This window comes from Acetobacterium sp. (genome assembly GCF_039830195.1).
Lineage (GTDB): Bacteria > Bacillota > Clostridia > Eubacteriales > Eubacteriaceae > Acetobacterium.
In genome coordinates, this window is record NZ_JBDODG010000011.1 from 72,296 (window position 1) to 93,155 (window position 20,860).

The following is a 20,860-nucleotide window of genomic DNA, read 5'->3' on the forward strand; positions in this document are numbered from 1 at the left end:
AACAGTCACTTTTTTTTGTAACTATATGTTATCCGATTTATCCTTCCGAGATTTTAATAAAAATGTAGCCAGTTCAAAGTCGAATTCATCATCAATATCAACTGATCTTCTCTTATCCATGATGTAAGCGAAACATTTTTCTTCATATAAGTTTTTATATTTCAAAAAATAATCAATGTCTGATAAATAAATAGCTCCATTTAAGCGGAAATACTTTGGCAGATCCTGACGCCGATAACTAATATCCTTACTTAAAAAGCTATCTATGCGTAGATTTTCCGGCACAAGTCCGGTATACATGGGGGAATGGTCGACTTCACATAAACTCACCACTGCATTTGCCTTTTTTTCAGTAAATAGATTTAAAGCATTTGTAATATCGTTTGCTGTTCTCAACGGAGAGGTTGGTTGTAAAAGCATAAATTGACTAAATTTCTCCCTGTTTATCCAATCAAGGACTTCCGTAATTACGTCATTGGTTGAAGCACTATCCTCTGCTAAAACTGCTGATCTCAAAAAAGGTACATGGGCACCAAATTGTCTGGCAATATCAGCGTAGGTTTCACTATCCGTTGACACAATTATTTCTTTGAAAACACTGCTTTCTATAGCTGCTTCGATAGTATAGGCTAATAAAGGTTTGCCGTTCAACTTTTTGATATTTTTATCTTTTAATCCCTTTGAGCCACTTCTGGCCGGTATAACTGCAAGAATACCATTATTTTTCATTTTGATAATCCTCTCAAAATAGCCCAATCCATTTATAGTAGCTCCTCATGTTCGACTTTAAGTTGTTCGGTTATTTTTTTAATTTCTTGTACACGGTCTTTTTTTGCAATCAGAATCGCGTCAGCTGTGTTAACAATCACTAAGTCCTCTATACCAAGGCCAACAAGTACAGCTTTACCTTCGTTAAAGACAATATTATTGTGGGAATCCCTCAGTAATGCCTCCCCTAAAATTCGATTACTATTTTCATTTTTCAAGTACTCTCCAACTGAATTCCAGTTGCCGACATCATCCCATATGAAACTGCTCTTAATCATGAATATTTTTTCTTCCCGTTGCATCACCCCATAGTCGATGGATATTCTTGGACAGTTTTTGTATTGTTCTGCTAAGACACTTTCTTCTTGTGTTGTTCCCATCGCACTGTCGATTTTTTTTAAAATACTGCCAAGCTCAGGTAAGAACTCGTCAATTCGTTTTAAAATGTAGTTTGCATCGGTAATAAAGATACCACTATTCCAAAAATAATTTCCTTCGCTAATATACGTTTCCGCCAAGTTTGAGTCTGGCTTTTCTACAAATCTTCGAACCCGATAAATCTCATTTTCACAGGGGTGATCCTCAACCTTGATATAGCCATAACCAGTTTCCGGTCGATCAGGTTCTATCCCAATTGTCAAAATCCCTTCATGTCCATTATTAAGAAAATCATCTGAAAATCTGATCGTTTGTAAAAATTTTTCCACATCTTGAATAACATGATCTGCCGGTAAGATAACAATGTTACAATTATTAAATAGCTTCTTAATTTTAGACACACCCAGTCCAATGCAGGGAGCTGTATCCATTCCAGTCGGCTCTAAAATAATATTTTCTAGCGGCAACTTTGGTAGTTGTTGAGCTACTAAATCCTGGTACCGCTTGCCTGTAATCACAAATATCCGTTCAAAAGGTAAAAGCTGATCAATCCTTGCAACAGTTTGTTGTAGCATTGACCCTTCACCAACTAAAGAGATAAACTGTTTTGGCAGGTTTTCTCTGCTTTTAGGCCAAAATCGTTCGCCTTTTCCGCCTGCCATAATAAGAGCAATGAGCGGCTTTTTGTTATTCATTTGTTCCCCTATATTTTCTCATCATTCTGATAATTTTTATCTGCCTTTCTGCCTAAATAATCCCAATAAAACATTGGTTCAATCCCATCACCCGGCCGTTTGAAGGTTAAATTTTCTGCTGTGAATACATCCCCAGCTTCAATACTTTTAGCGGTAACTAGGCTCTTTCTTGCTATTTTTTTATTCTTAACTTCGGAAAAGGTAGGGCCTTTAACAAAAGTTCCCATTGCTTTTTCCACTTCACGAATTGCTTCTACCATCTGAACCAGCTCATCCGGTTCCAATGACGCCTTATGATCTGGACCTGGCAACGTTTTATCCAGGGTAAAATGCTTTTCGATCACACTCACCCCCATAGCTGCCGTCGCAATTGGTATCGCGATCCCCATGGTATGGTCCGAATAACCGGTTTTAAGACCAAACGCACGTTTTAGCGTTTTTATATTATTCAGGTTTACTTCCAAAAGTGGTGCCGGATACTCAGTTGTACAATGTAGCAAAGTTACCTTACGTTTTAATACTGCCTGTCCTTTTTCCGATAAATAGGCACTCTGAAATGCTTCAAAGGAAGGTGTCGACTCTAAATTAAGATAACCAAAGGCCAAGACGCCTAATGCCATTTCAATTTCACCTAAGGTACTCATCCCCGTGGATAGAATAATTGGTTTCTCTTTTCTTGCAATCTTTAGTAAAAACGGACCATTTGTTATTTCCGCTGATGGTATTTTAAATAGGGGTATATTAAGCTCATCATTTAAATAGTCAACGCTCTCCATATCAAAAGGTGTGGAAATAAATTGAATATTTTTCTGTTTACAATATAATACAATCTCTTCGTGTGCACGTTCATCCAACTCAAGCTTTTTTAGCATTTCATACTGTGTTTCAGTATTGTCAGTAGCCTTTAATTGATAATCGGCTTTGGGAGCATCCCTAGAAACAAGTTTATCGGTTTTAAAGGTTTGGAATTTTACTGCGTCTGCCCCTGCTGCAACAGCTACATCGATCAGTTTTTTAGCATACCCGATTGAACCATTGTGATTAACACCCGCTTCAGCAATTATAAAAACCTTACTCATCATTCCCCTCCATTGTTTGACAAAAGAATGCTCTAATCTGTGAAATAACGGTAGCATAGAAATCGCTATTTTTGCAAGTCATCGTTGGTAGATTTATCCCACGTTGACTGAGCTCCAAAGCAACCGGACTTCCTTGTTCATTACTAAACTGTGAATAGATCGGCATTGTCGATAACGGATAAAAAAACGGCCGAATATCAATTCCAACTGCACTCATTTTTTTTATAAATACTTCGCGATTAACTACAGGACTCAGCAAAACACTAGTAAGCCAAGTGACCTTTTTTCTCTTTTCAAATTTGCTTTGAAAAAAAATCTCTTTAATGTCTTGTAAACCATCAATGTATAGGTTCTCAATTTCATCACGTTTTTTTAGAATTGAGCTAATGTTCTCTAATTGTGCACAGCCAATTGCCGCCTGTAAATTTGTCAGACGATAATTATAACCAACTTTTTCATGCCAGTATCGTCTTGTCTTGGACATTCCATGATCTCTTAAAACGCTTAACTCCTCCGCAAGAGACTCCGAATTGGTGACGCACATTCCTCCTTCTCCGGTGGTGATTATTTTGTTTGCAAAAAAAGAAAAACAGCCAATATCACCAAACGTTCCGACCTTTTGGCCATTAAATTCAGCACCATGAGCTTCAGCACAGTCTTCTATCACTTTTAAATGATACTCCCTGGCCAACTCCATGATAATGTCCATGTTACATACTTGGCCATAAAGATGAACCGGTATAATTGCTTTTGTTTTTGTTGTAATTGCCTTTTCAATAGCGACCGGAGAAATGCACCAGTCATCTATGCCCACATCAACGATAACAGGTTTCGCACCTACATATAAGACTGCATTTATTGTCGCCGCAAAGGTCAGATCCGGTAGGATCACCTCATCATCTTCCCCGATACCTAGAGCCAGCAATGCTAAATGCAGTGCCACGGTTCCATTCATGACCGCAATCCCAAACTTGCTTTGCGTATAGGCAGAGAAGTCTTTTTCAAATTTTTTTACATATTTTCCCTGGGACGATATCCAACCCGAATTAACGCAATCAGTAATATATTTTACCTCGTTACCAGCTAAATCCGGCATCGAAATTGGTGCATTGAGCTTTTCAAAATCGGCATCTATCTCTTCTTTATTAAATTCAGATTTATTTTTATTCATAAATACCCGCTCCAATTAACTGACATTGCTGTTTGATCGTTTCTGTCGTTAAATTATATGCTTCTAAAATAAAATATGCATTATTGCTAAATTGTTTTAAACTGGGCCAGAACCAGGATGTTTCTGTTACTGGCAAATTCCGATCGTTCAAACCATCGTTATCACTGATATGAAAGGCGATAACATCTGCTGCAACCATTTCTATAAAGCCAATCGGATCAAACCCCATTGAGTTCGCGGTAACACTTAAATGCCCTAAATCAATTAACAGCTTAATGCTTTGATCATCGAGATCCGCCATTAATGATTGGAGATCTTCCCCTGTCGCACATAAATAAAGATCATTCTCATTATTATTGTCACTATTACGATTATCCATTGTTACTACATTATTCTCTACGGCAATTTTAAGGCCGTATTCTTTGCCTATTTTACTTAACATATAAAGGCTTTCCAGAAAGATATTGTACCCAATCGCTTTGGGAAAACGCTCCAATTTCCTTTGATTTTTGCCTAAATCTTCAGGCTGTGCATGAAAACAAAAACCAGCATGAACACTGTAAAATTCTACTCCTAATTCCGCTGTCAGCTGCATTGCCGCTTGGCAGTGCTTGCGACTGAGACTTAATATATCCTTATTTTCAGAGGCCAAGTTTAGAACAAACGGTTTCTCTGGTACCGGAAAATAATTGTGAACCAAAAAACGATGTGTTTCTGAATTTTTTGCCTGCAACAAATCTTTTTTCATTTTCTCGTGATAGAAAGCACCTGAGCTCAATTCAATATTAGTCAACCCATTATTAAGAGTTGTTCTTAGCAGTTCATCAACGTCTATCTTCCCGAAGGATCCAGTTGAAATAAATATTTTTTCAATCATTTTTCTCTCATTTCAATCATCACACTAAGTTAGCAATTAATCTTGATTTTTCTTTTTAAGGGCTATCTTAAAATCTGCTTCCACCATTTCAGCAACCAATTCTTCAAATTTAATTTCCGGTTGCCAATTCAAATGAGTTTTAGCTTTCTGTGGATCACCTAATAACAGGTCCACTTCAGTTGGTCGATAGAATTTTTCATCAATCTCAACTACAACTCGTCCGGTTTCTTCATCAATACCTTTTTCATCAATACCACTACCACACCACTTTATCCTGATATCTAACTTTTTAAAGGTCACTTCGACAAATTCACGAACCGAATGTGTTTCCCCGGTCGCAATGACATAGTCGTCAGGCTGCTCTTGTTGAAGCATCAACCACATCGCCTTGACATAGTCTCTGGCATGTCCCCAATCTCTTTTTGAATCAATATTTCCTAAGTAAAGCCGTTCTTGTAAACCAAGTTTGATTCTTGCTGCAGCCATTGTAATTTTTCTTGTTACAAATTCTTCCCCACGAATTGGTGATTCATGATTAAATAAGATGCCATTACAGGCAAATAAATCATACGCTTCACGATAGTTAACCGTCACCCAATAAGCGTATAGCTTTGCCGCTGCATAGGGACTACGTGGATAAAACGGTGTTTTCTCATTCTGGGGAATTTCCTGAATCTTACCATACAATTCACTGGTTGAAGCCTGATAGAATTTTGTTTTCTTTTCCAAACCCAAAATTCTAAGGGCTTCCAGAATCCGCAACACCCCGATGGCATCAGTATCAGCCGTATATAAAGGAACATCAAAGGACACTTTCACATGGCTTTGAGCACCCAGGTTATATATTTCATCCGGCTTTATTTCAGCAATAAGCCGGATTAAATTGGTGGCATCGGTTAAATCACCATCATGCAAAAACAGTTGTGTGTTTTCGTTGACCTGACTAGTCAGATGATCAATTCGCCCAGTATTTTGTAACGAAGCTCTCCGTTTAAGCCCATGAACTGTGTAACCTTTGTTTAAAAGTAACTCACTTAAATAAGCGCCATCCTGTCCTGTTATTCCCGTAATAAAAGCTGTTTTACCCATTATTTCCCCTTCCAATCAAGATTCTCTAACATGTCTAAGCGCTATATCATCGATCTAAGCCCAACTGGCCGCTTGAATCTTTTCTTGCAATAATAATCAATGTATCAGCAGTCAAATTCTCTTCAATGGTGTCTTTATAGTATTTTTCCAGCCATTTTATTCCACCACTTGAATGATAGGCTGGTTTTTTTAGCTGTGGTACCTGATTAATTATCCAATTAAAGCTATTCTCAAGCCCATAACGCTGAATCCCAAAAATATCCTCGATGTAATAACCGGCCTTTTCTAATATCATTTTCACTGTTTGTTTATTATAGTACATAAGATGGGCTCGTTGCCAATAGAAATCGAAGTAACCTCTTGACTGATTTAGCATCTGATCATCAGCATTTGGTATTTCGATGAACACTAAGCTTGAATCTTTCAAAAATAGGCGATTAATATTTTTTAAAAATATAACCGGATTTGAAATATGTTCCAATACTTGAAACAGGCATACGATATCAAACTTATCACGATGCTCAAGCGTTTTATCAGCTAACAAATTAATTGCTTGTACGCGATTGTTACACCGCTTGTTAGCAATCCTTCTTCTTTCTTCGCCAATTTCTATCCCTTCAGCATAGATCCCTTCAGCCTGGAGTAGTTCAAGAAAAAATCCATAACCACAGCCTATTTCTAGTAATTTCATTTCAGCACTACAATGCGGTTTTATCATTTCATATCTTCTGTGATTATCTTCTTTGGCATTTGTTTTCATCTGTTGCAAAGTTAGGTCCGAGATGCAATTTTTCACTTGTTGATCAGCATCATAAAAATTCTGATCGTCTAATATTTCGGGCATATGATCTAATTGCACCAAATTGCATTTTTTACATCTCAGGATCTTGAATTCTTCTGAGTCACGACACTTTTTCGCAACCTCAAAATATCCATTACTTCCACAATTCACGCATTTAAAATTCATCGTTCACAATCTTCCTTTTCAGAATAAACACTATCGTAACGAACGATATCATCTTCACCAAAGTACTCGCCCAATTGAACTTCCGCTACCATAAGTGCCTGCTCTTTTGAAATGTTCTTCAGTTTGTGCTTGCAACCTTTTGGCACAAAAATAAAACTGCCCGCTTCAATTTTTTTCTTTGATGTCCCAATTACTACCTCACCAATACCACTAATAACTATCCAATATTCTTCACGCTTTTGATGTTCCTGGAGACTTAGTTCTTGCGACGGTCGCACATTTAGAATTTTCGACTGGGAATATGAATTTAAAAAAGTCGTCTTGTAAAACCCCCAGGGACGATCATAAATTTCATGTTCAAGTATAAAATCATCCAACTCGACAAATGGATATAACCAGTCAAACTCAATGTCGCTTAAAAGTAAGACGTGCAAATTTTTTTTTGTTATTAAATTAACCAACTTACCGGAATTATCAGTGATCGGAAGAAACTCTATCTTTGGATTTTTAAATAACTGTATTGCCCAATTGAACTGATCATAAATAGATAAAGTTTCAAATTTTTTATTATAAATTGTACTAATAGAATCAGTAATTCTCATTTCTTTTATAAAAGATCTTCGCAAGTCGCCATCTGTCAAAGTTCCAATAACTCGATATGTATGATCGACAATTATCAAAAAACCCTTTTTATTCTGATCAATTTTTTCTAATGCCTTTAAAATACTTTCATTCTCGCGCAATACATAATCTCTTAAACTCATTTTTAAGTCACTTCTCCTTCAGTAAGTCAAATTTAAGTTAGTGAATTGTTTTGTTCACACAAGCATATCTGTTCTATCTCAATTAGCTCTTTTATAATCTCATCATTTATCTTTTTATCTTCAAAAAGTATGCGAATAAAGTTTCTCATTTTTGGTAAAAGTACATCAAGTTTCTTTATTGTACTTTTTTCATCAAGAATCAACTTGATTTCTCTTGTTAAAATCAAAAACTCACTGATATTCATTGGTTTTGCTACTAACATAAAAAACAAATGATTTTCAAGGTCATTAAAGTAGGCATCTAATTTCTTATGCATAAGACTTGCCTGACTGATATTTTTGTTTATAACTAGTTTCGTAAGTTTTTCTATGTGTTGCTCAAGTCTTTTTAGTAAGGAATAATATTGTTCATAACTTTTAAGAATTTTATTAATTTGTTGATGCATATAATGTAAATCGTAGCACTGTTCTTTTCGTATTATTGAGGAAATGTAATTTTCTTCGTTTTTACCTTTATCCAATAACTCCGGTAACACTTCTTCAAGTGGTCGATAAATCGTACCTTCGATATGCGCACCACCCTTGGTCGTATTCACCACTTTTGCATCAAAATAATCAATGTACATTTCCATTGTCTTTTTCATTGAATAATAGCCCCTGGTGGTTTTAATCGGTTTACCATTGACATCTTTAATTTCTAAGAGCAGTTGATCATCTAGTTCGTTCTGCTTTGCATGGTAGTCAATGCCATCAGCATAATTTTCTTTTTCTAAGAAAGCAAGGTTTTGACCTACCAATATAATTGTCGTAAATCCGAGCACGTTTAAGAGCTCAATTGTCAAGGTTGCAATTGTTGGGGCATCCTTTAGAACTTTTAACGGCTCCTTATTTTGATATTTGAGCAAATATTGACTAATTAAATCCCTATTAATGATAATATGATACATTGGACCAAGGTATTGTTCTAATACTTCATAGCCGATACTGGAACCAAAAATCATTGGTATATCTTTGATACATTTCTCGTTAAGCTTTCTAAAAACTTGCTGGTTTTTCACACTTGGATCAAAGGTACAGATCACGTCAGGGTATAATTCATTTTTAATTAGTGTGTTTATAGCAGAACCGACCGAAAAAATTAATGCATCTTTTTCTTCTTTGATAACTTTCAAGTTTTCGATTTCAAAATTTAGCGATGGACCAGCCGCTACAAGAATTGCAGTTTTGTTTTTAAATTCGCTGTATTGATTCATTGTAATGTTTGGTGTCTCAAGAATTTTTTTTAGATTTTTTACACCATTGAAAATCCAACGCTTTTTATGAGAATACGTTGTTGCAATACCCGTTCGATTTTCCATAACTTTTTCTTGAAAGTACTTTAGAAAATTCTGATATTCACTATGAAATATTTTTTCATAAACTGGCAACGGTATGATCACTAAATTCTTTTTATAGTCAAGAATTGAACGAATAATGATCGCATCATATGTATCATTTTCCTGAGAACACTCTAAAAGATCAAGCTTTGACCACTTTTTAATCACATCTTTGTTCTTAAAAAAAAGATCTAATACCTCGATTGAAGGCTCGTATATAGAAAATACAGTATTCGGATAACGCTGTACAAATTCATCAACATGGTAACCTAATCCTAATCCATAAAAAATCACATAGACGTTTTCGTCAATCTTTTCTGTTGTTTCAATCTGATCAATGATCGTTTTCGCTTCTTGTATCGGATTATATTTGCTATGCAAATATAATCCATTATTATTATCCATAAATTTTATAGTCAATGCATTTGACTTCGTCGTTTCTACTGTCACCTTTTGAGAACTATTTGTAGTTCTCTCCCACTTTTTCAGAGTTTCAAACAAAGTTAAATAATTTTTTTTTAAGTATTTTATATTCTCAGCTAACATAGTCTTTTTCTCCGATGGAAACTAATAAACGCAACTTTATCTCAAGATTTTTAAATAGTGGTAAGATTTCATACTTCAACAGATCTCCAATCAAAACTAAGTCGCTATTCTGCATCGCTTCATTCATAGTCAATATTTGATCTTTTAGTTGAAAAAGCAACAACACCACTTCGTTCCAAACTAAATAATCTTTTATCAGTTGACTTAAATTTTTGATTTGATCTATTCTTACCTGAATATTTAATAGCCACTCAATTCCTTCAAATAGATTCGCCAATTGTTTCCATGCTTGTGAATCAGTTTTCCCGTAAAATGATTCTGCTAAGGTTTCGATTCCCTTTAAATTGCTGCTCACATATTCGTATGCTGAACCTATTGTCTCGGTAACAAGCATTTCTAGACTTGCAACCACGACGATCACTTCATCAATAGTTTGTATATGTTCTTGAAAAAAGAGTTGATAGTCTTTATCAATCATCTCACCATCAATTATGAGGTGTGAGATTTCAAGGTTTTTTTCGAGACAAATACGATTAATTTCGTCATAAATCGTACTAATTATCTTTTTATCATTTTGAAATGTCAGAACTTCGGTTAAAATCTTTACTTGCATCATTATCACCTTCGCACGTTTTGGATATCTATTCTTATATCAGTAGGCAGATTATTTTATTACTATTATACTACAAATATTATTTGAATGGTTCATATTTTAGCATTTTTTATCAGTTTTAATAGAACAGACTGTTCTCTTTATAGTATCTCTGCAACTTAAAAAACCACCCGAAGGTGGTTTTTAGTTTTCTTATTATTGTAATAATTGAAGTACGCCCTGAGGTTGTTGATTTGCTTGTGCAAGCATTGACTGTGCAGCTTGTGATAGAATATTGTTCTTTGTGAATTCCATCATTTCTGCAGCCATATCTACATCACGGATTCGGGATTCTGCAGATGTCAGGTTTTCAGAAGATGTACCTAAGTTATTAATGGTATGATCCAGACGATTTTGAACAGCTCCTAATTTAGAACGCTCTGCTGAAACTTTTGAAATAGCTTCATCAAGAACGGTAATGGCAACATTAGCCTGTCCCTGATTACCTACCTGAATATCAGTAACACCGAGTGCTTCTGAACTCATATTCTCAATCGATACTTTCATATTCTGGTTTGTATTAGAACCAATATGGAAAGTCGCTTGACCATCAGCGCGATTTTCTTGTGCACTTTGTGTTTCAGTAAAACTGGATAATAGGTTAGTTGCAGAAGATCGTGTATTACCATCTGCATCTGTAACTGTAATCGTAATACCATGAACGGCACTAGAAAAACCAGAAGCAGTAGTTAATACAGAAACACCCGAAGTCGCTGTACCTGTTACTGAAACCCCAGCAATAGTAGTAAGCAGACCACTTAAATCATGACCACCAGTTACTGAAGCTATACCCGTACTGGTTAACTCTCCATTAACCATATATTCTACAGTAATTTTATCACCTGAAGTAATCCCCAGCGAGTTTCCTTGTGAATCTGTTAAGCCTGTCAAAGTAGTAGCGCCATTAGTCGCAGTAGCTAACGCTGTATTGCCATTGATGTTTGCTCGTGCTGTTGTGCCAATCCCCATAGAACCATCTAATAAGTTTTTGGTATTGAATTGTGTTGTATCAGCAATTCGATCAATCTCATCTGATAATTGTTCAACTTCTTTTTGAATTTCAGCACGATCTGCATCAGTGTTGGTATCATTTGAAGATTGAACGGCCAATTCTCTCATTCTCTGAAGAATAGAGTGGGTCTCATTTAAAGCACCTTCGGCGGTATTTACCAGGGAAATCCCGTCACTGGCATTGGCTGAAGCCTGATCCAGACCTCTGATTTGTCCACGCATTTTTTCTGAAATTGCCAGACCTGCGGCATCATCACCAGCTTTATTGATCTTTAACCCTGAAGATAGTTTCTGCAGTGAAGAAGAAGTAGCGGCATTGTTCGCGGTTAACTTATTGTAGGTATTTAACGCTGCAATATTATGGTTGATTCTCATTGTTGTTTCCTCCGTTTTTTTTAGTTTTTTTTAATTATTCTCTTTAATTTGTAAGGCCTTCCTCCGTACGCAAGGTCCGCCAAATTATTAAGCTCTTTCGCTCTTGTTATTAATATCGACTTAGGTTGATAATACTTTAGAACTTTTTTATAATTATTCTGTTCTTTTTTAATATCGTATTAAGTGAATTAATAACGGTAGTTTTATTTGCTTGATATTAATATCGGTCTATATTCATAATACTTTAGACTTTTTTGAATTATTTTTTTATGGTTTTTATCAACTAAAAAAAACATAAACGCATTAATAATGTACGTCTATGTTTTTTACTCATCATACTTTTTGATCCAAATTTAAACCACTGCCACTGTTGACCTGCGGTTCAAAACCAAGTGGCGGTTTGTAATTGGGATCCGAGCTTGGCGGCACATAAATCGGCCCACCCACATATTTAATGACCACATCGGCCCGCTGGGTCACCACCAGTTCCAGATCTGGCGGTAAAAACTCAGTGTTAAAATTATTGACTTCCGGCATCCCACTGGACAACTGGGTCAGTGGAATACTGATCTGCATACTGCCGCTGTTAACGTGGCTCGTCATCGATTCAATACTCCGGTTCGCCTGTTTAAAGCGGATGGCTTTTGCTTCTCCATCTGCCATACTAATGTCCAGTTTCAGATTGCCACTGTCATCAAATTGAGATGTTGCCGTATAGGTTGAGTTCTCCCATTGATAAGACATACTTGGCTCATAATAATCCTGAAGAGCGATGCGAATGGGTTTGCTTTGAATTTGCTGTTGACCGGATTCTTGCTTGACTTCCATTTCAGTTGGCTGAACCGAAGATAAAGCTAAGGGATTCTTCTCCACGAATTCAATTTTTATGGGCACCGTTTCAATGGTGATTAACTGATCCATCTTATTCTCCTTTCTGCATTCTCAGAACTTAAGACATATAATCAAATACAGACTGCTGTACGACACTTTGTCCCATTTGTAGAGCCGCCTGATAGGCAACTTTCTGACTCTGGAAGGAGATATAGGTATAGGCCGCATCGACGCCTTCAACTTGAGTTTGTCGTTCCTGAAGATTATAAGTCTGGGTTTCATACCGGCTGGTCATGAATTTCAGATAATTGGTTTGAGCCCCAATCTGGGTTGTCGACTGATATGTTTTTTGCATATTGGTCTGATACATCCCATAAAGGCTGTCAGCCTTATCATAAGAATAATCGGTGCCGGTCTTTTCAAATTCGTCTGCAATCCGACCGATCAGGTCGTAAAGATTGTTAGACACATTCTCACCCACAATGACTGAGGAATCTGTACCATTCCCGACAAAGTTTATGCCGGGTATCGAATAATTAAAGACGGAATTGCGGTTAACATCTCCCGTTGTCTCATCAAAGGTTACACCTAAACCAATATCAACATAAAGGGCGTCACTTTTCATGCCATCTAACAATTCTTTATTTGCAGGGGTCGTTTCATCTAAATTATCGACCAAAATCCCATTATACATCAGCTTACCGGACGTCGCATCCAGCGAAAACGGTTTTTTATCATTGGTGCCTCCAAAAAGATAAACGTCTGATATACTGGTATTCATGGTTTCCAGCAATTGATCCTGAATGGTTCTCAGTTCCCGGGCAATGATTTTTCGATCTTCATCACTTTGGGTACTATTCATTCCCTGTAATACCTTATCCGATACTTCTGAAAGCGATGCTTCAATTTGGCCCAGCGTCGTTTCCGAATTGGTTAAAAAATCCTGGGCATGACGAATATTATCCTGATAACCATCTACCTTTGCTAAATTTCTACGGATCTGATAGCCTCTGACCGCCGAAGAAACATCTTCAGAAGTCCTGGCGTATTTTCGGCCGGTGGCTACCTGGGTATTCAGTTTGTCCAGATCTGATGATAAGCTATTTAAATTTGTCGAATATTTTGAAGTCATCATACGATAGGTAATTCTCATTTTTTCACTTCCTTTCTGTCTGCTATCTCTTATTAATTCCGTTATTTATGATGGAGCATCCTAATTTAATCATTTAAACGCCCATTTTATTAATAATGGTATCCAGATTTTCATCCAACACGTTGAAATATCGGACGGCAGCACCGTAAACCTTCTGATAGGCTGATAAATTGATCCCTTCTTCATTTAAGGAAACACCTGAAACGGAATCTCTGGAATCCGAGATCGTCTGGAACACATTGGTGGCTGTTTTAGAAAAATTGGTATACAGCTCCACATCGGTTCCCACTTCACTGACCACACTGGTCATATATTCGTTAAAGGTCCCATTGAGAATTGTAGTGCCTGAGTTGTCTTTAAACTCAATTTCTTCACTCATTCTTTCAATCATTCTGAGGATGTTGTCCGAGCTTGATGGCGTCGCCTCATAGTCAGTCGGTGCGGGATCTATTGTTGGTTTTCTAGTCGCATTGATATAGGATGGATTTTTTAACCAGGCTGTTGAAACCTGGATATTTCTGGCTGTGATATTAACCGTCGTTGTTCCGGAATCATCGGTAAAAAGATTTAAAGGATTAGTCGCATAGTCATTCAGTTCATAGCCACCAAGTCCATCACTTACATTAATCTCACTATTTAGCTGATTGAATTCTTCGGCAAACTGTTTAGCCAGAATATTCATCTTTTCATTGTAGTAATAAATTCCCTTGGCATCATTTTCTTTTAGGGTTGCATCAGCAAAACTGCCTTTTCCGTTGATTAAACTTAAATAACCCTGAAGCTTGCCGTCATAAATCAGATTGTTGGCGTCGTCTCTCAGGTTCCCTGTCGTATCTATCACTGAGAGTTTGACATTAAGAGGGTCTGTTTCTGCATCAAGACTCATTTCTGCATATTTACCATTGTCCACAACCATAATCGGTTCGCCACCATCAGGGTTTTCTATAGTGATGCGATAATGAGCAATTGAAAGGTTTTCTGATATAAAATCGGTAGGTGCTGTGCTCACTTTGATATTTGAAACACCGGCTAACTGATCAATGAGAAGATTACGCTGATCGTACAGTTCATTGGGTGTATTGCCATAAATTTCTTCTCTTTGTATTTGTTCGTTTAATGCGGCGATATTTTTGACAAAAGTGTTAAATTCGCTTTTGACCGTTACATCTAAGTTTTCGGTCTGTTCGGTGCGAATCTCATCCAACTGATTGGCATACATGTTCATCATCTGGGTAACTTTTTCAGCCGCTGAACGAACTACCTGGGCTATATCAGAACTGGTTGGTGTCTGAGACAAACTCTGGAGATCATTGATAAAGCTGGAAAATTCTCCCTGAAGTGCCTCTGCTGAAGCTTCGTCAAATACGTCTTCCAGATTGGTGAGTCCCTTGACCATCGTTTCGTAGCGATTGTTTTCTGAATTCTGGTTACGATACCGGGCATCAATGTAAGGGTCTCGCAACTGGGTTGTACCAGTAGCCTTCGCCCCCAGACCGGAAGATATTTGTGGATTTGCATATTTTTGAACCATGCCGCTGTTTGTTACTGAGACAATATCCACCCGTTGCCGGGTATAACCTTCAGTATTAACATTGGAAATATTATTACCGACGATATTGATACTTGCCTGACTGGCCTCCATGGATCTACTTGCTATATTATATGATACGAATGTTGCAGTCATCTTATTTTCTCCTTTTAAACTTTCTTTTCAAAGGCGCTGGGAATATTCACTTTTCCCTCTTCTTTTCCATCTTCGCCATAGGTCATTTTATCCTGTTTGGCTTTAAATTGAGCTATATTTTTATTGACCATGTGCAGTTTTGTTTGGAGAAGCGTCTGACATTTATCTTTATAGAATTCAATTTCTTTGGCGGTTTCTTTAAACTGGGCCAGCAGTTCTGCAAATCGGGGCCGTTCACTTTCCGGAAACTGGCTAATCACTTCGCTGATGTTTTTACCGCTGACGTTCAATTTTTCCATATATGTTGCGACGTCCTGATCAAAGCTCTTGATCTGGTAAAGAAAGATCTGTTGATGGTTAAGGTTATCACTTAATTCATCAATACTGTTGCTTTGAATGAACATCAGCTCATCTTTCAATTTGGGTATGGTATCACGATGAAGCTTAATAACCCCGAAAAGATAGTTGTAAAAACTATCTAACGTTTCTTTATATTCATTTGTTTCAAGCATATTAAACCTCCTCGAGATTTTTCGATTTTTATCGCTATTTTAGGAGCGCATCAACCAGAGCCTCGGTAGGCACATGATAGGTTCCGTTCTTGACAGCTTCTTTTAACTCACTTAAACGGTCTGATTCTTTGACGGTTACATCGTAAAGAATGGCTGATTTGGCGGTAGCTACCCGGCTGTCTTCAAAGGATGGGGTACGCCCGCTTGAGATCGTGCTACTGTCAGTTTTAGTGATTGCATTTTTTTGATTCTCAGTATTTACGCGACGGGTTGATTCTGTTGCGGTGTCCTGGCCGATCTTAGATTGGACGGCGGGATTATTGCCTAATGAAATTTTCATGACTAAACCTCCTATTGGGATTTCTATTTTTTTATGATTATTTTAAGCACAATTAAGATAGTTTTATCTCTTGATATACATATCGTCATTATAAAAGAAAACTTTAGCAAAAGATAGAAAATAATATCGGTTAGAATGAGTTTATAAGCAAATAGTCCAGGCATCATTGGCGGTGGATGATGTCTGGACTATTTAGTGAAAAAATATGTTATTTTGATAAGAAGCGGATGATTTCGTCGGCGATGCGGTCCAGGGGTAATTGTTTTTCAACGGCGCCGATGTTGAAGGCAACCATCGGCATACCATAGACGACACAGGATTTCTCATCCTGGCCGATCGTATAGGCGCCGGTTTTTTTCATCTTCAGCAGGCCATTGGCACCGTCTCGCCCCATGCCCGTAAGGATGACGCCAATGGATTGTTTACCGGCCACATCGGCTACTGAATCAAAAAGAACATCAACCGACGGACAATGACCGCTGACCTTTTCTTCCTGGGTACATCTGACAACATAACCGGTGCCCCGCTTGGCCACCCGCATCTGGTAATTTCCCGGGGCGATCAGAACCCGGCCCGGTCTTAAAGCGTCGCCATCTGCGGCTTCTTTGACTTCCAGCTCGCAGGTATTATTGAGCCGCTCAGCATAAAGCTTGGTAAACACCGGCGGCATATGCTGAACAACGACAATCGGCGGCATATCCCGGGGCAAACCGGAGATTACCGTGTGGATGGCATCGGTTCCGCCGGTGGAGGCACCGATGGCAATGATCTTGCTCATCGTGTCGATGCCCTGATTGGATACCGGTCGGCTGGGCGTATAATCGCTTTTGCGATTGCCTACTTTGGCGGTGGAGGCAATCTTTATTTTAATAATCAGCTCATTAACAAAGGAAGCCATTCCACCCGGTCGGGTAACATTGGGCTTGGTAACAAATTCCACGGCGCCGGCATCCAAAGCATCCAGAACATTCTGGGAAACCGAGCTGACCACAATAACCGGCAAGGGGTATTGGGGCATCAGTTTTTTTAAAAATTCGATGCCATTCATTTTTGGCATTTCAACGTCCAGGGTTAAGACGTCGGGCTTCAATTTGATAATCAAATCTCTGGCCATATAAGGATCTGTTGCGGTCCCCACAACTTCAATGTCGGGATCTTTCGATATTTCTCTCGATAAAGACTCTCGAAAGACTAGGGAATCGTCTACGATCAGCACCTTAATTCTTTGCTTAAGCCTCATCACGGATCCTCCTGCTATTTTTCTTCGAGCAATTCTTCGATCACTTCAATTTCTTCATTTTTTAATAACCGTTCACAGTCCAATAATAATTGAACCTTTCCGCCCGCTTTTCCGATCCCTTTCATAAAGCGATTTTCAAAGCCGGTTTTATTTGATGGCGGTGGCGCAATTTCTTCATCGTCGATGGTCAGCACTTCTTCCACATTATCAACGATCAGCCCGACAGAAACTGCTTCAATGTCAATAACGACGATACAGGTACGATCGTTATAATCAACTGGTTCTTTGCCAAACTGCAGTCTGACGTCAAGAACAGGGATAATTTTTCCGCGCAGATTGATAATCCCTTTAATGTAGGTTGGTACTTCCGGGACTTTGGTAATTGATTGCATGCCGATAATTTCTGTTACATATTTTATTTCAATGCCAAATACTTCATCCTCTAAGGAAAAGGTTAGAAATCTACCGTGCTGGGTATCTTCTTCTAGATTGTAATTATCTACAACATTCTCTGCCATTATAAATCTCCTCTTTAAATAATTTTTTAAAGTTATCGTTGTAACCATTATACTTGAAACGTCTAAAAAGGTATACCCTAATTTATTCTTCTCTTAGACAAATTTCTTGTTCTTTTTTTACCCTAATTAATGATATTTAAACCTTACTCAGTTTTAATACAAAAAAAGCTGGGCATACATGCTCAGCGACGGACACAGTTTCTGATCGGACGATGCCCAATTCCAGAGACTAACTAGTATCTAGAATTCCTCAATTCTTCGATTAAGGGACTGAATCTTCATGATGCCTGTTTCCAGATCAAAATATTGGGTTCGTCCAAAATTGAGACCGGTATCTTCTGCCAAAATGGGAATGCGCAACTGACTCAACACTTGTTTAACACAGATGATATTTCGTTCACCGATGGCCCCCAGTTTACTGCCTGGCTGAACCGCAAACATCTGAGCTCCTCCGGCGATTTTTGCGACAATGCGGTTATTGCCACAGCCAGCTTGTTTCATTTCTTCAACTAAATCGACGATGGCGGTGTCGGCAAATTTTTTACGATTAATATCTTTACTGGAAAAATTAGTGCTGTCCGGCAGCATAATATGCGACAATCCGCCTACTTTAGAAACCTTGTCGTATAAGCATACTCCCACACAGGAACCCAAAGCATAGGTGACTAATACCTCCGGGCCCTTTGCTATTTTATAATCTGATATTCCAATTACGATTGATTGACTCATATTTCCAGCCCTAGTTTTTGCATAATTGTTTTTAACGTATTGATTTCGGCGAACATGATCATGTTACTCTTTAAATCATTGGTTTCGCCAAGGAAATTTTCTTCAATAAACATTAATTTGTCACCGATTGCGCCAAACTCTATGATCGGGACACTCATCAGCGCGCCAACCATATCAATGGCTACATAGGGAACCGATACCTCGATGGTCAGTCCCGTTAATGCCGATATGGCATTGACATAAGATGATGCCAGGATATTACCGATTTCTTTGATGCCGGAAATTTTCATTTCGCTCAGTTCTTCTTCGCCGTCGTCCTCGCCAACTAAAATATCCATAATGCTTTTGGCATCTTCGACATTTAATAAAAACATAATCATGCCGTGGGCATCACCACTGAAATTCACCAGCACCGCTACCGTCATGGTTTCGGCCCCACCCAGATTTTCAACCGCTTCGTCAAAACCGGTGATGCGAACGCTGGGAACACTCATATCCACTTTTTCATCCAGAATGGTGGCTAAGGCTGTGGCAGCATTACCGGCTCCGATATTCCCGATCTCCCGGAGCATATCAATTTGCATTTCATTCAGTTCATCATAATTCTCGAACAAATTGTTAACCTCTTTCTATTCAAATTACTTCCGCATTTATTACATCATCCCATTGACGATATCATCATTATCCCAGTAAATTCGGCAATGTTCCAGACTGTCAAATTCAAATTGAAACAGTAGCTCGCCAAAATAGATTCTGGTCCCCCGATAGAGCTTTCTTTTTGCCGAAACTGACCCATAGTAACTGGTAGTCCCCTTCTTTTCTACATAGGTGATAGCTTTTTCGATTTCTGCGATTTCTCTTTTTATAAGTAAGGCCTGTCTGTCGACTTGCTTTTTTAAAGTGACGATCTGTTCCATCGCATCACTGTTGCGATTACGATTTAGCATATCTTTTTTTTCCTGGGCCAGCAACAAGTCATTGATCTGGGCTTCTTTATCATTGATCTCCTGAAGCTGCTGCCGAGTTTCTTCTTCTTTTATTCTAAGTCTATCCATTTCAGCCTGATCAACAATTCTTTCGCCGAGAATGCGAATAATGGTAGGGTATTCCCGTTCATTCCCGATCACTTTTGCCACGAGTTCGCCCATCAGTTGGATTTCGCCGCCGACGATCAGTTCCTTGGCGCCAGACAGGTAAATATTGCCGTTACAGGTTATTTTACCATCAATGATGTAGTCAACGGTGATATCACCGTCCACGTGTAAAATTGCATTTTCAATATAATTGCAGCGCAGATCTTTGCCAACAATAACATCGCCGGAACTTCCGCCGTAGATTCCTTTGGCAATGACCACATTTCCGACTGCTTCTATTTTAGCATCTTCAACAACGCCTTTAATAATCAGGTTGCCCCCCGCTTTAACCGAAAAACCGCTACTCACATCGCCGTCAATTGTGACATCCCCGGGAAAATGAATATTTCCGGTGGAAAAATCAATATTCCCCCGAATATGCATCATTTCGTCAATATTAATGGTATTGACAAATTTGATAATGCCATCACAATCAGCCACGAGTTTTGAGTCATCTTCAATCAAACTGGTGTTTTTTCCGGCGGGAATCTGGGGTTTTCGGCCTTTATGAGCAGGAATAACTTGTCCGTAGAGGTCTGTTCCATCAATTCCCATCGTTTCTTTGGTTATCTCACATAAAACCTGACCCTTTTTTACCATTTGAAAATAATCGAGATTTTTATAATCCACGGTTTCATCTTCGTTGTATTCGGGTTTGTAGTCTGCATCTTTCTTTACCAGCAGTTTGACCACTGCATCATTTCCGTCGATCGGATCAGTGGCTTCAGCCACCTTGATCCGAATATTGAAAATTGGCCGCTGAGCCAATTTTTCGATGGCACTGTCGATGATTCCGTATTCAATCTGTTCGGTTTGTAATGCCGCCATTAATTGTTCTTTTGTAAAAGTGGTACTGCCTTCGGCCTGTTTTATCAGTTTGATGAAGCCCTGTTTTTTATCATCGCTGATGCTGACTTCAATCAAATTTACCACTTCTGTTTTTGCAATCTCCTCATTCATAACCCATCCCCT

General features: G+C 38.2%; 21 protein-coding genes. All 21 read right to left on the reverse strand.

Annotated features, from left to right (window positions below; translation table 11 throughout):
- Positions 1-21 precede the first annotated feature (21 nt).
- Positions 22-729 (reverse strand): acylneuraminate cytidylyltransferase family protein, encoded by a 708-nt coding sequence (locus tag ABGU93_RS03985; RefSeq protein ID WP_347412208.1) that lies wholly within the window; start codon positions 727-729, stop codon positions 22-24.
- A gap of 32 nt (positions 730-761) precedes the next feature.
- A complete protein-coding gene (locus tag ABGU93_RS03990; protein WP_347412209.1) occupies positions 762-1,841 on the reverse strand; it encodes a mannose-1-phosphate guanylyltransferase in 1,080 nt (359 codons plus the stop codon).
- 8 nt (positions 1,842-1,849) lie between these two features.
- On the reverse strand, positions 1,850-2,920 hold the full coding sequence (gene neuB, locus ABGU93_RS03995; RefSeq protein ID WP_347412210.1) for an N-acetylneuraminate synthase: 1,071 nt from the start codon (positions 2,918-2,920) through the stop codon (positions 1,850-1,852).
- Positions 2,913-4,091 (reverse strand): DegT/DnrJ/EryC1/StrS family aminotransferase, encoded by a 1,179-nt coding sequence (locus ABGU93_RS04000; protein ID WP_347412211.1) that lies wholly within the window; start codon positions 4,089-4,091, stop codon positions 2,913-2,915. Before ABGU93_RS04000 ends, neuB begins: the two co-directional genes overlap by 8 nt.
- Positions 4,084-4,968, reverse strand: coding sequence for a sugar phosphate isomerase/epimerase (locus ABGU93_RS04005; protein WP_347412212.1), 885 nt, complete (start codon positions 4,966-4,968; stop codon positions 4,084-4,086). The genes ABGU93_RS04000 and ABGU93_RS04005 overlap by 8 nt, the downstream gene beginning before the upstream one ends.
- Positions 4,969-5,004: 36 nt before the next feature.
- The gene (gene gmd / locus ABGU93_RS04010) at positions 5,005-6,057 is read right to left on the reverse strand and encodes a GDP-mannose 4,6-dehydratase (RefSeq protein WP_347412213.1); all 1,053 of its coding nucleotides are present in this window, start codon (positions 6,055-6,057) and stop codon (positions 5,005-5,007) included.
- Between the two features lie 46 nt (positions 6,058-6,103).
- Complete coding sequence (locus tag ABGU93_RS04015; RefSeq protein WP_347412214.1) at positions 6,104-7,024, reverse strand: class I SAM-dependent methyltransferase; 921 nt, start codon at positions 7,022-7,024, stop codon at positions 6,104-6,106.
- Positions 7,021-7,788, reverse strand: a complete 768-nt coding sequence (locus ABGU93_RS04020) for a cupin domain-containing protein (protein WP_347412215.1) — start codon at positions 7,786-7,788, stop codon at positions 7,021-7,023. Before ABGU93_RS04020 ends, ABGU93_RS04015 begins: the two co-directional genes overlap by 4 nt.
- A 32-nt stretch (positions 7,789-7,820) precedes the next feature.
- On the reverse strand, positions 7,821-9,710 hold the full coding sequence (locus ABGU93_RS04025) for a 6-hydroxymethylpterin diphosphokinase MptE-like protein (protein ID WP_347412216.1): 1,890 nt from the start codon (positions 9,708-9,710) through the stop codon (positions 7,821-7,823).
- On the reverse strand, positions 9,700-10,323 hold the full coding sequence (locus ABGU93_RS04030) for a hypothetical protein (RefSeq protein WP_347412217.1): 624 nt from the start codon (positions 10,321-10,323) through the stop codon (positions 9,700-9,702). Before ABGU93_RS04030 ends, ABGU93_RS04025 begins: the two co-directional genes overlap by 11 nt.
- Before the next feature lie 195 nt (positions 10,324-10,518).
- The gene (locus tag ABGU93_RS04035) at positions 10,519-11,748 is read right to left on the reverse strand and encodes a flagellin (protein WP_347412218.1); all 1,230 of its coding nucleotides are present in this window, start codon (positions 11,746-11,748) and stop codon (positions 10,519-10,521) included.
- Between the two features lie 333 nt (positions 11,749-12,081).
- Entirely contained in the window at positions 12,082-12,669 is a 588-nt protein-coding gene (locus tag ABGU93_RS04040; RefSeq protein WP_347412219.1) for a hypothetical protein, read from the reverse strand.
- A 28-nt stretch (positions 12,670-12,697) separates the two neighbouring features.
- Positions 12,698-13,732, reverse strand: a complete 1,035-nt coding sequence (locus ABGU93_RS04045; RefSeq protein WP_347412220.1) for a hypothetical protein — start codon at positions 13,730-13,732, stop codon at positions 12,698-12,700.
- 73 nt (positions 13,733-13,805) lie between these two features.
- Entirely contained in the window at positions 13,806-15,416 is a 1,611-nt protein-coding gene (flgK, locus tag ABGU93_RS04050; RefSeq protein WP_347412221.1) for a flagellar hook-associated protein FlgK, read from the reverse strand.
- Positions 15,417-15,430: 14 nt separating this feature from the next.
- Positions 15,431-15,928, reverse strand: coding sequence for a flagellar export chaperone FlgN (flgN, locus tag ABGU93_RS04055; RefSeq protein ID WP_347412222.1), 498 nt, complete (start codon positions 15,926-15,928; stop codon positions 15,431-15,433).
- A 34-nt stretch (positions 15,929-15,962) separates the two neighbouring features.
- On the reverse strand, positions 15,963-16,268 hold the full coding sequence (locus ABGU93_RS04060; RefSeq protein ID WP_347412223.1) for a flagellar biosynthesis anti-sigma factor FlgM: 306 nt from the start codon (positions 16,266-16,268) through the stop codon (positions 15,963-15,965).
- Between the two features lie 208 nt (positions 16,269-16,476).
- Positions 16,477-17,508, reverse strand: coding sequence for a chemotaxis response regulator protein-glutamate methylesterase (locus ABGU93_RS04065; protein ID WP_347412224.1), 1,032 nt, complete (start codon positions 17,506-17,508; stop codon positions 16,477-16,479).
- Positions 17,509-17,522: 14 nt separating this feature from the next.
- Entirely contained in the window at positions 17,523-18,026 is a 504-nt protein-coding gene (locus tag ABGU93_RS04070; RefSeq protein WP_026395950.1) for a chemotaxis protein CheW, read from the reverse strand.
- 240 nt (positions 18,027-18,266) lie between these two features.
- Positions 18,267-18,755 carry a chemotaxis protein CheD gene (locus ABGU93_RS04075; RefSeq protein ID WP_347412225.1) on the reverse strand — a complete coding sequence of 163 codons (489 nt, stop codon included), beginning with the start codon at positions 18,753-18,755 and terminating at the stop codon, positions 18,267-18,269.
- On the reverse strand, positions 18,752-19,369 hold the full coding sequence (locus ABGU93_RS04080) for a chemotaxis protein CheC (RefSeq protein ID WP_347412226.1): 618 nt from the start codon (positions 19,367-19,369) through the stop codon (positions 18,752-18,754). The genes ABGU93_RS04075 and ABGU93_RS04080 overlap by 4 nt, the downstream gene beginning before the upstream one ends.
- A 39-nt stretch (positions 19,370-19,408) precedes the next feature.
- Positions 19,409-20,848: a FapA family protein gene (locus tag ABGU93_RS04085; protein WP_347412227.1), complete on the reverse strand. Its 1,440-nt coding sequence runs from the start codon at positions 20,846-20,848 to the stop codon at positions 19,409-19,411.
- Positions 20,849-20,860: the final 12 nt, after the last annotated feature.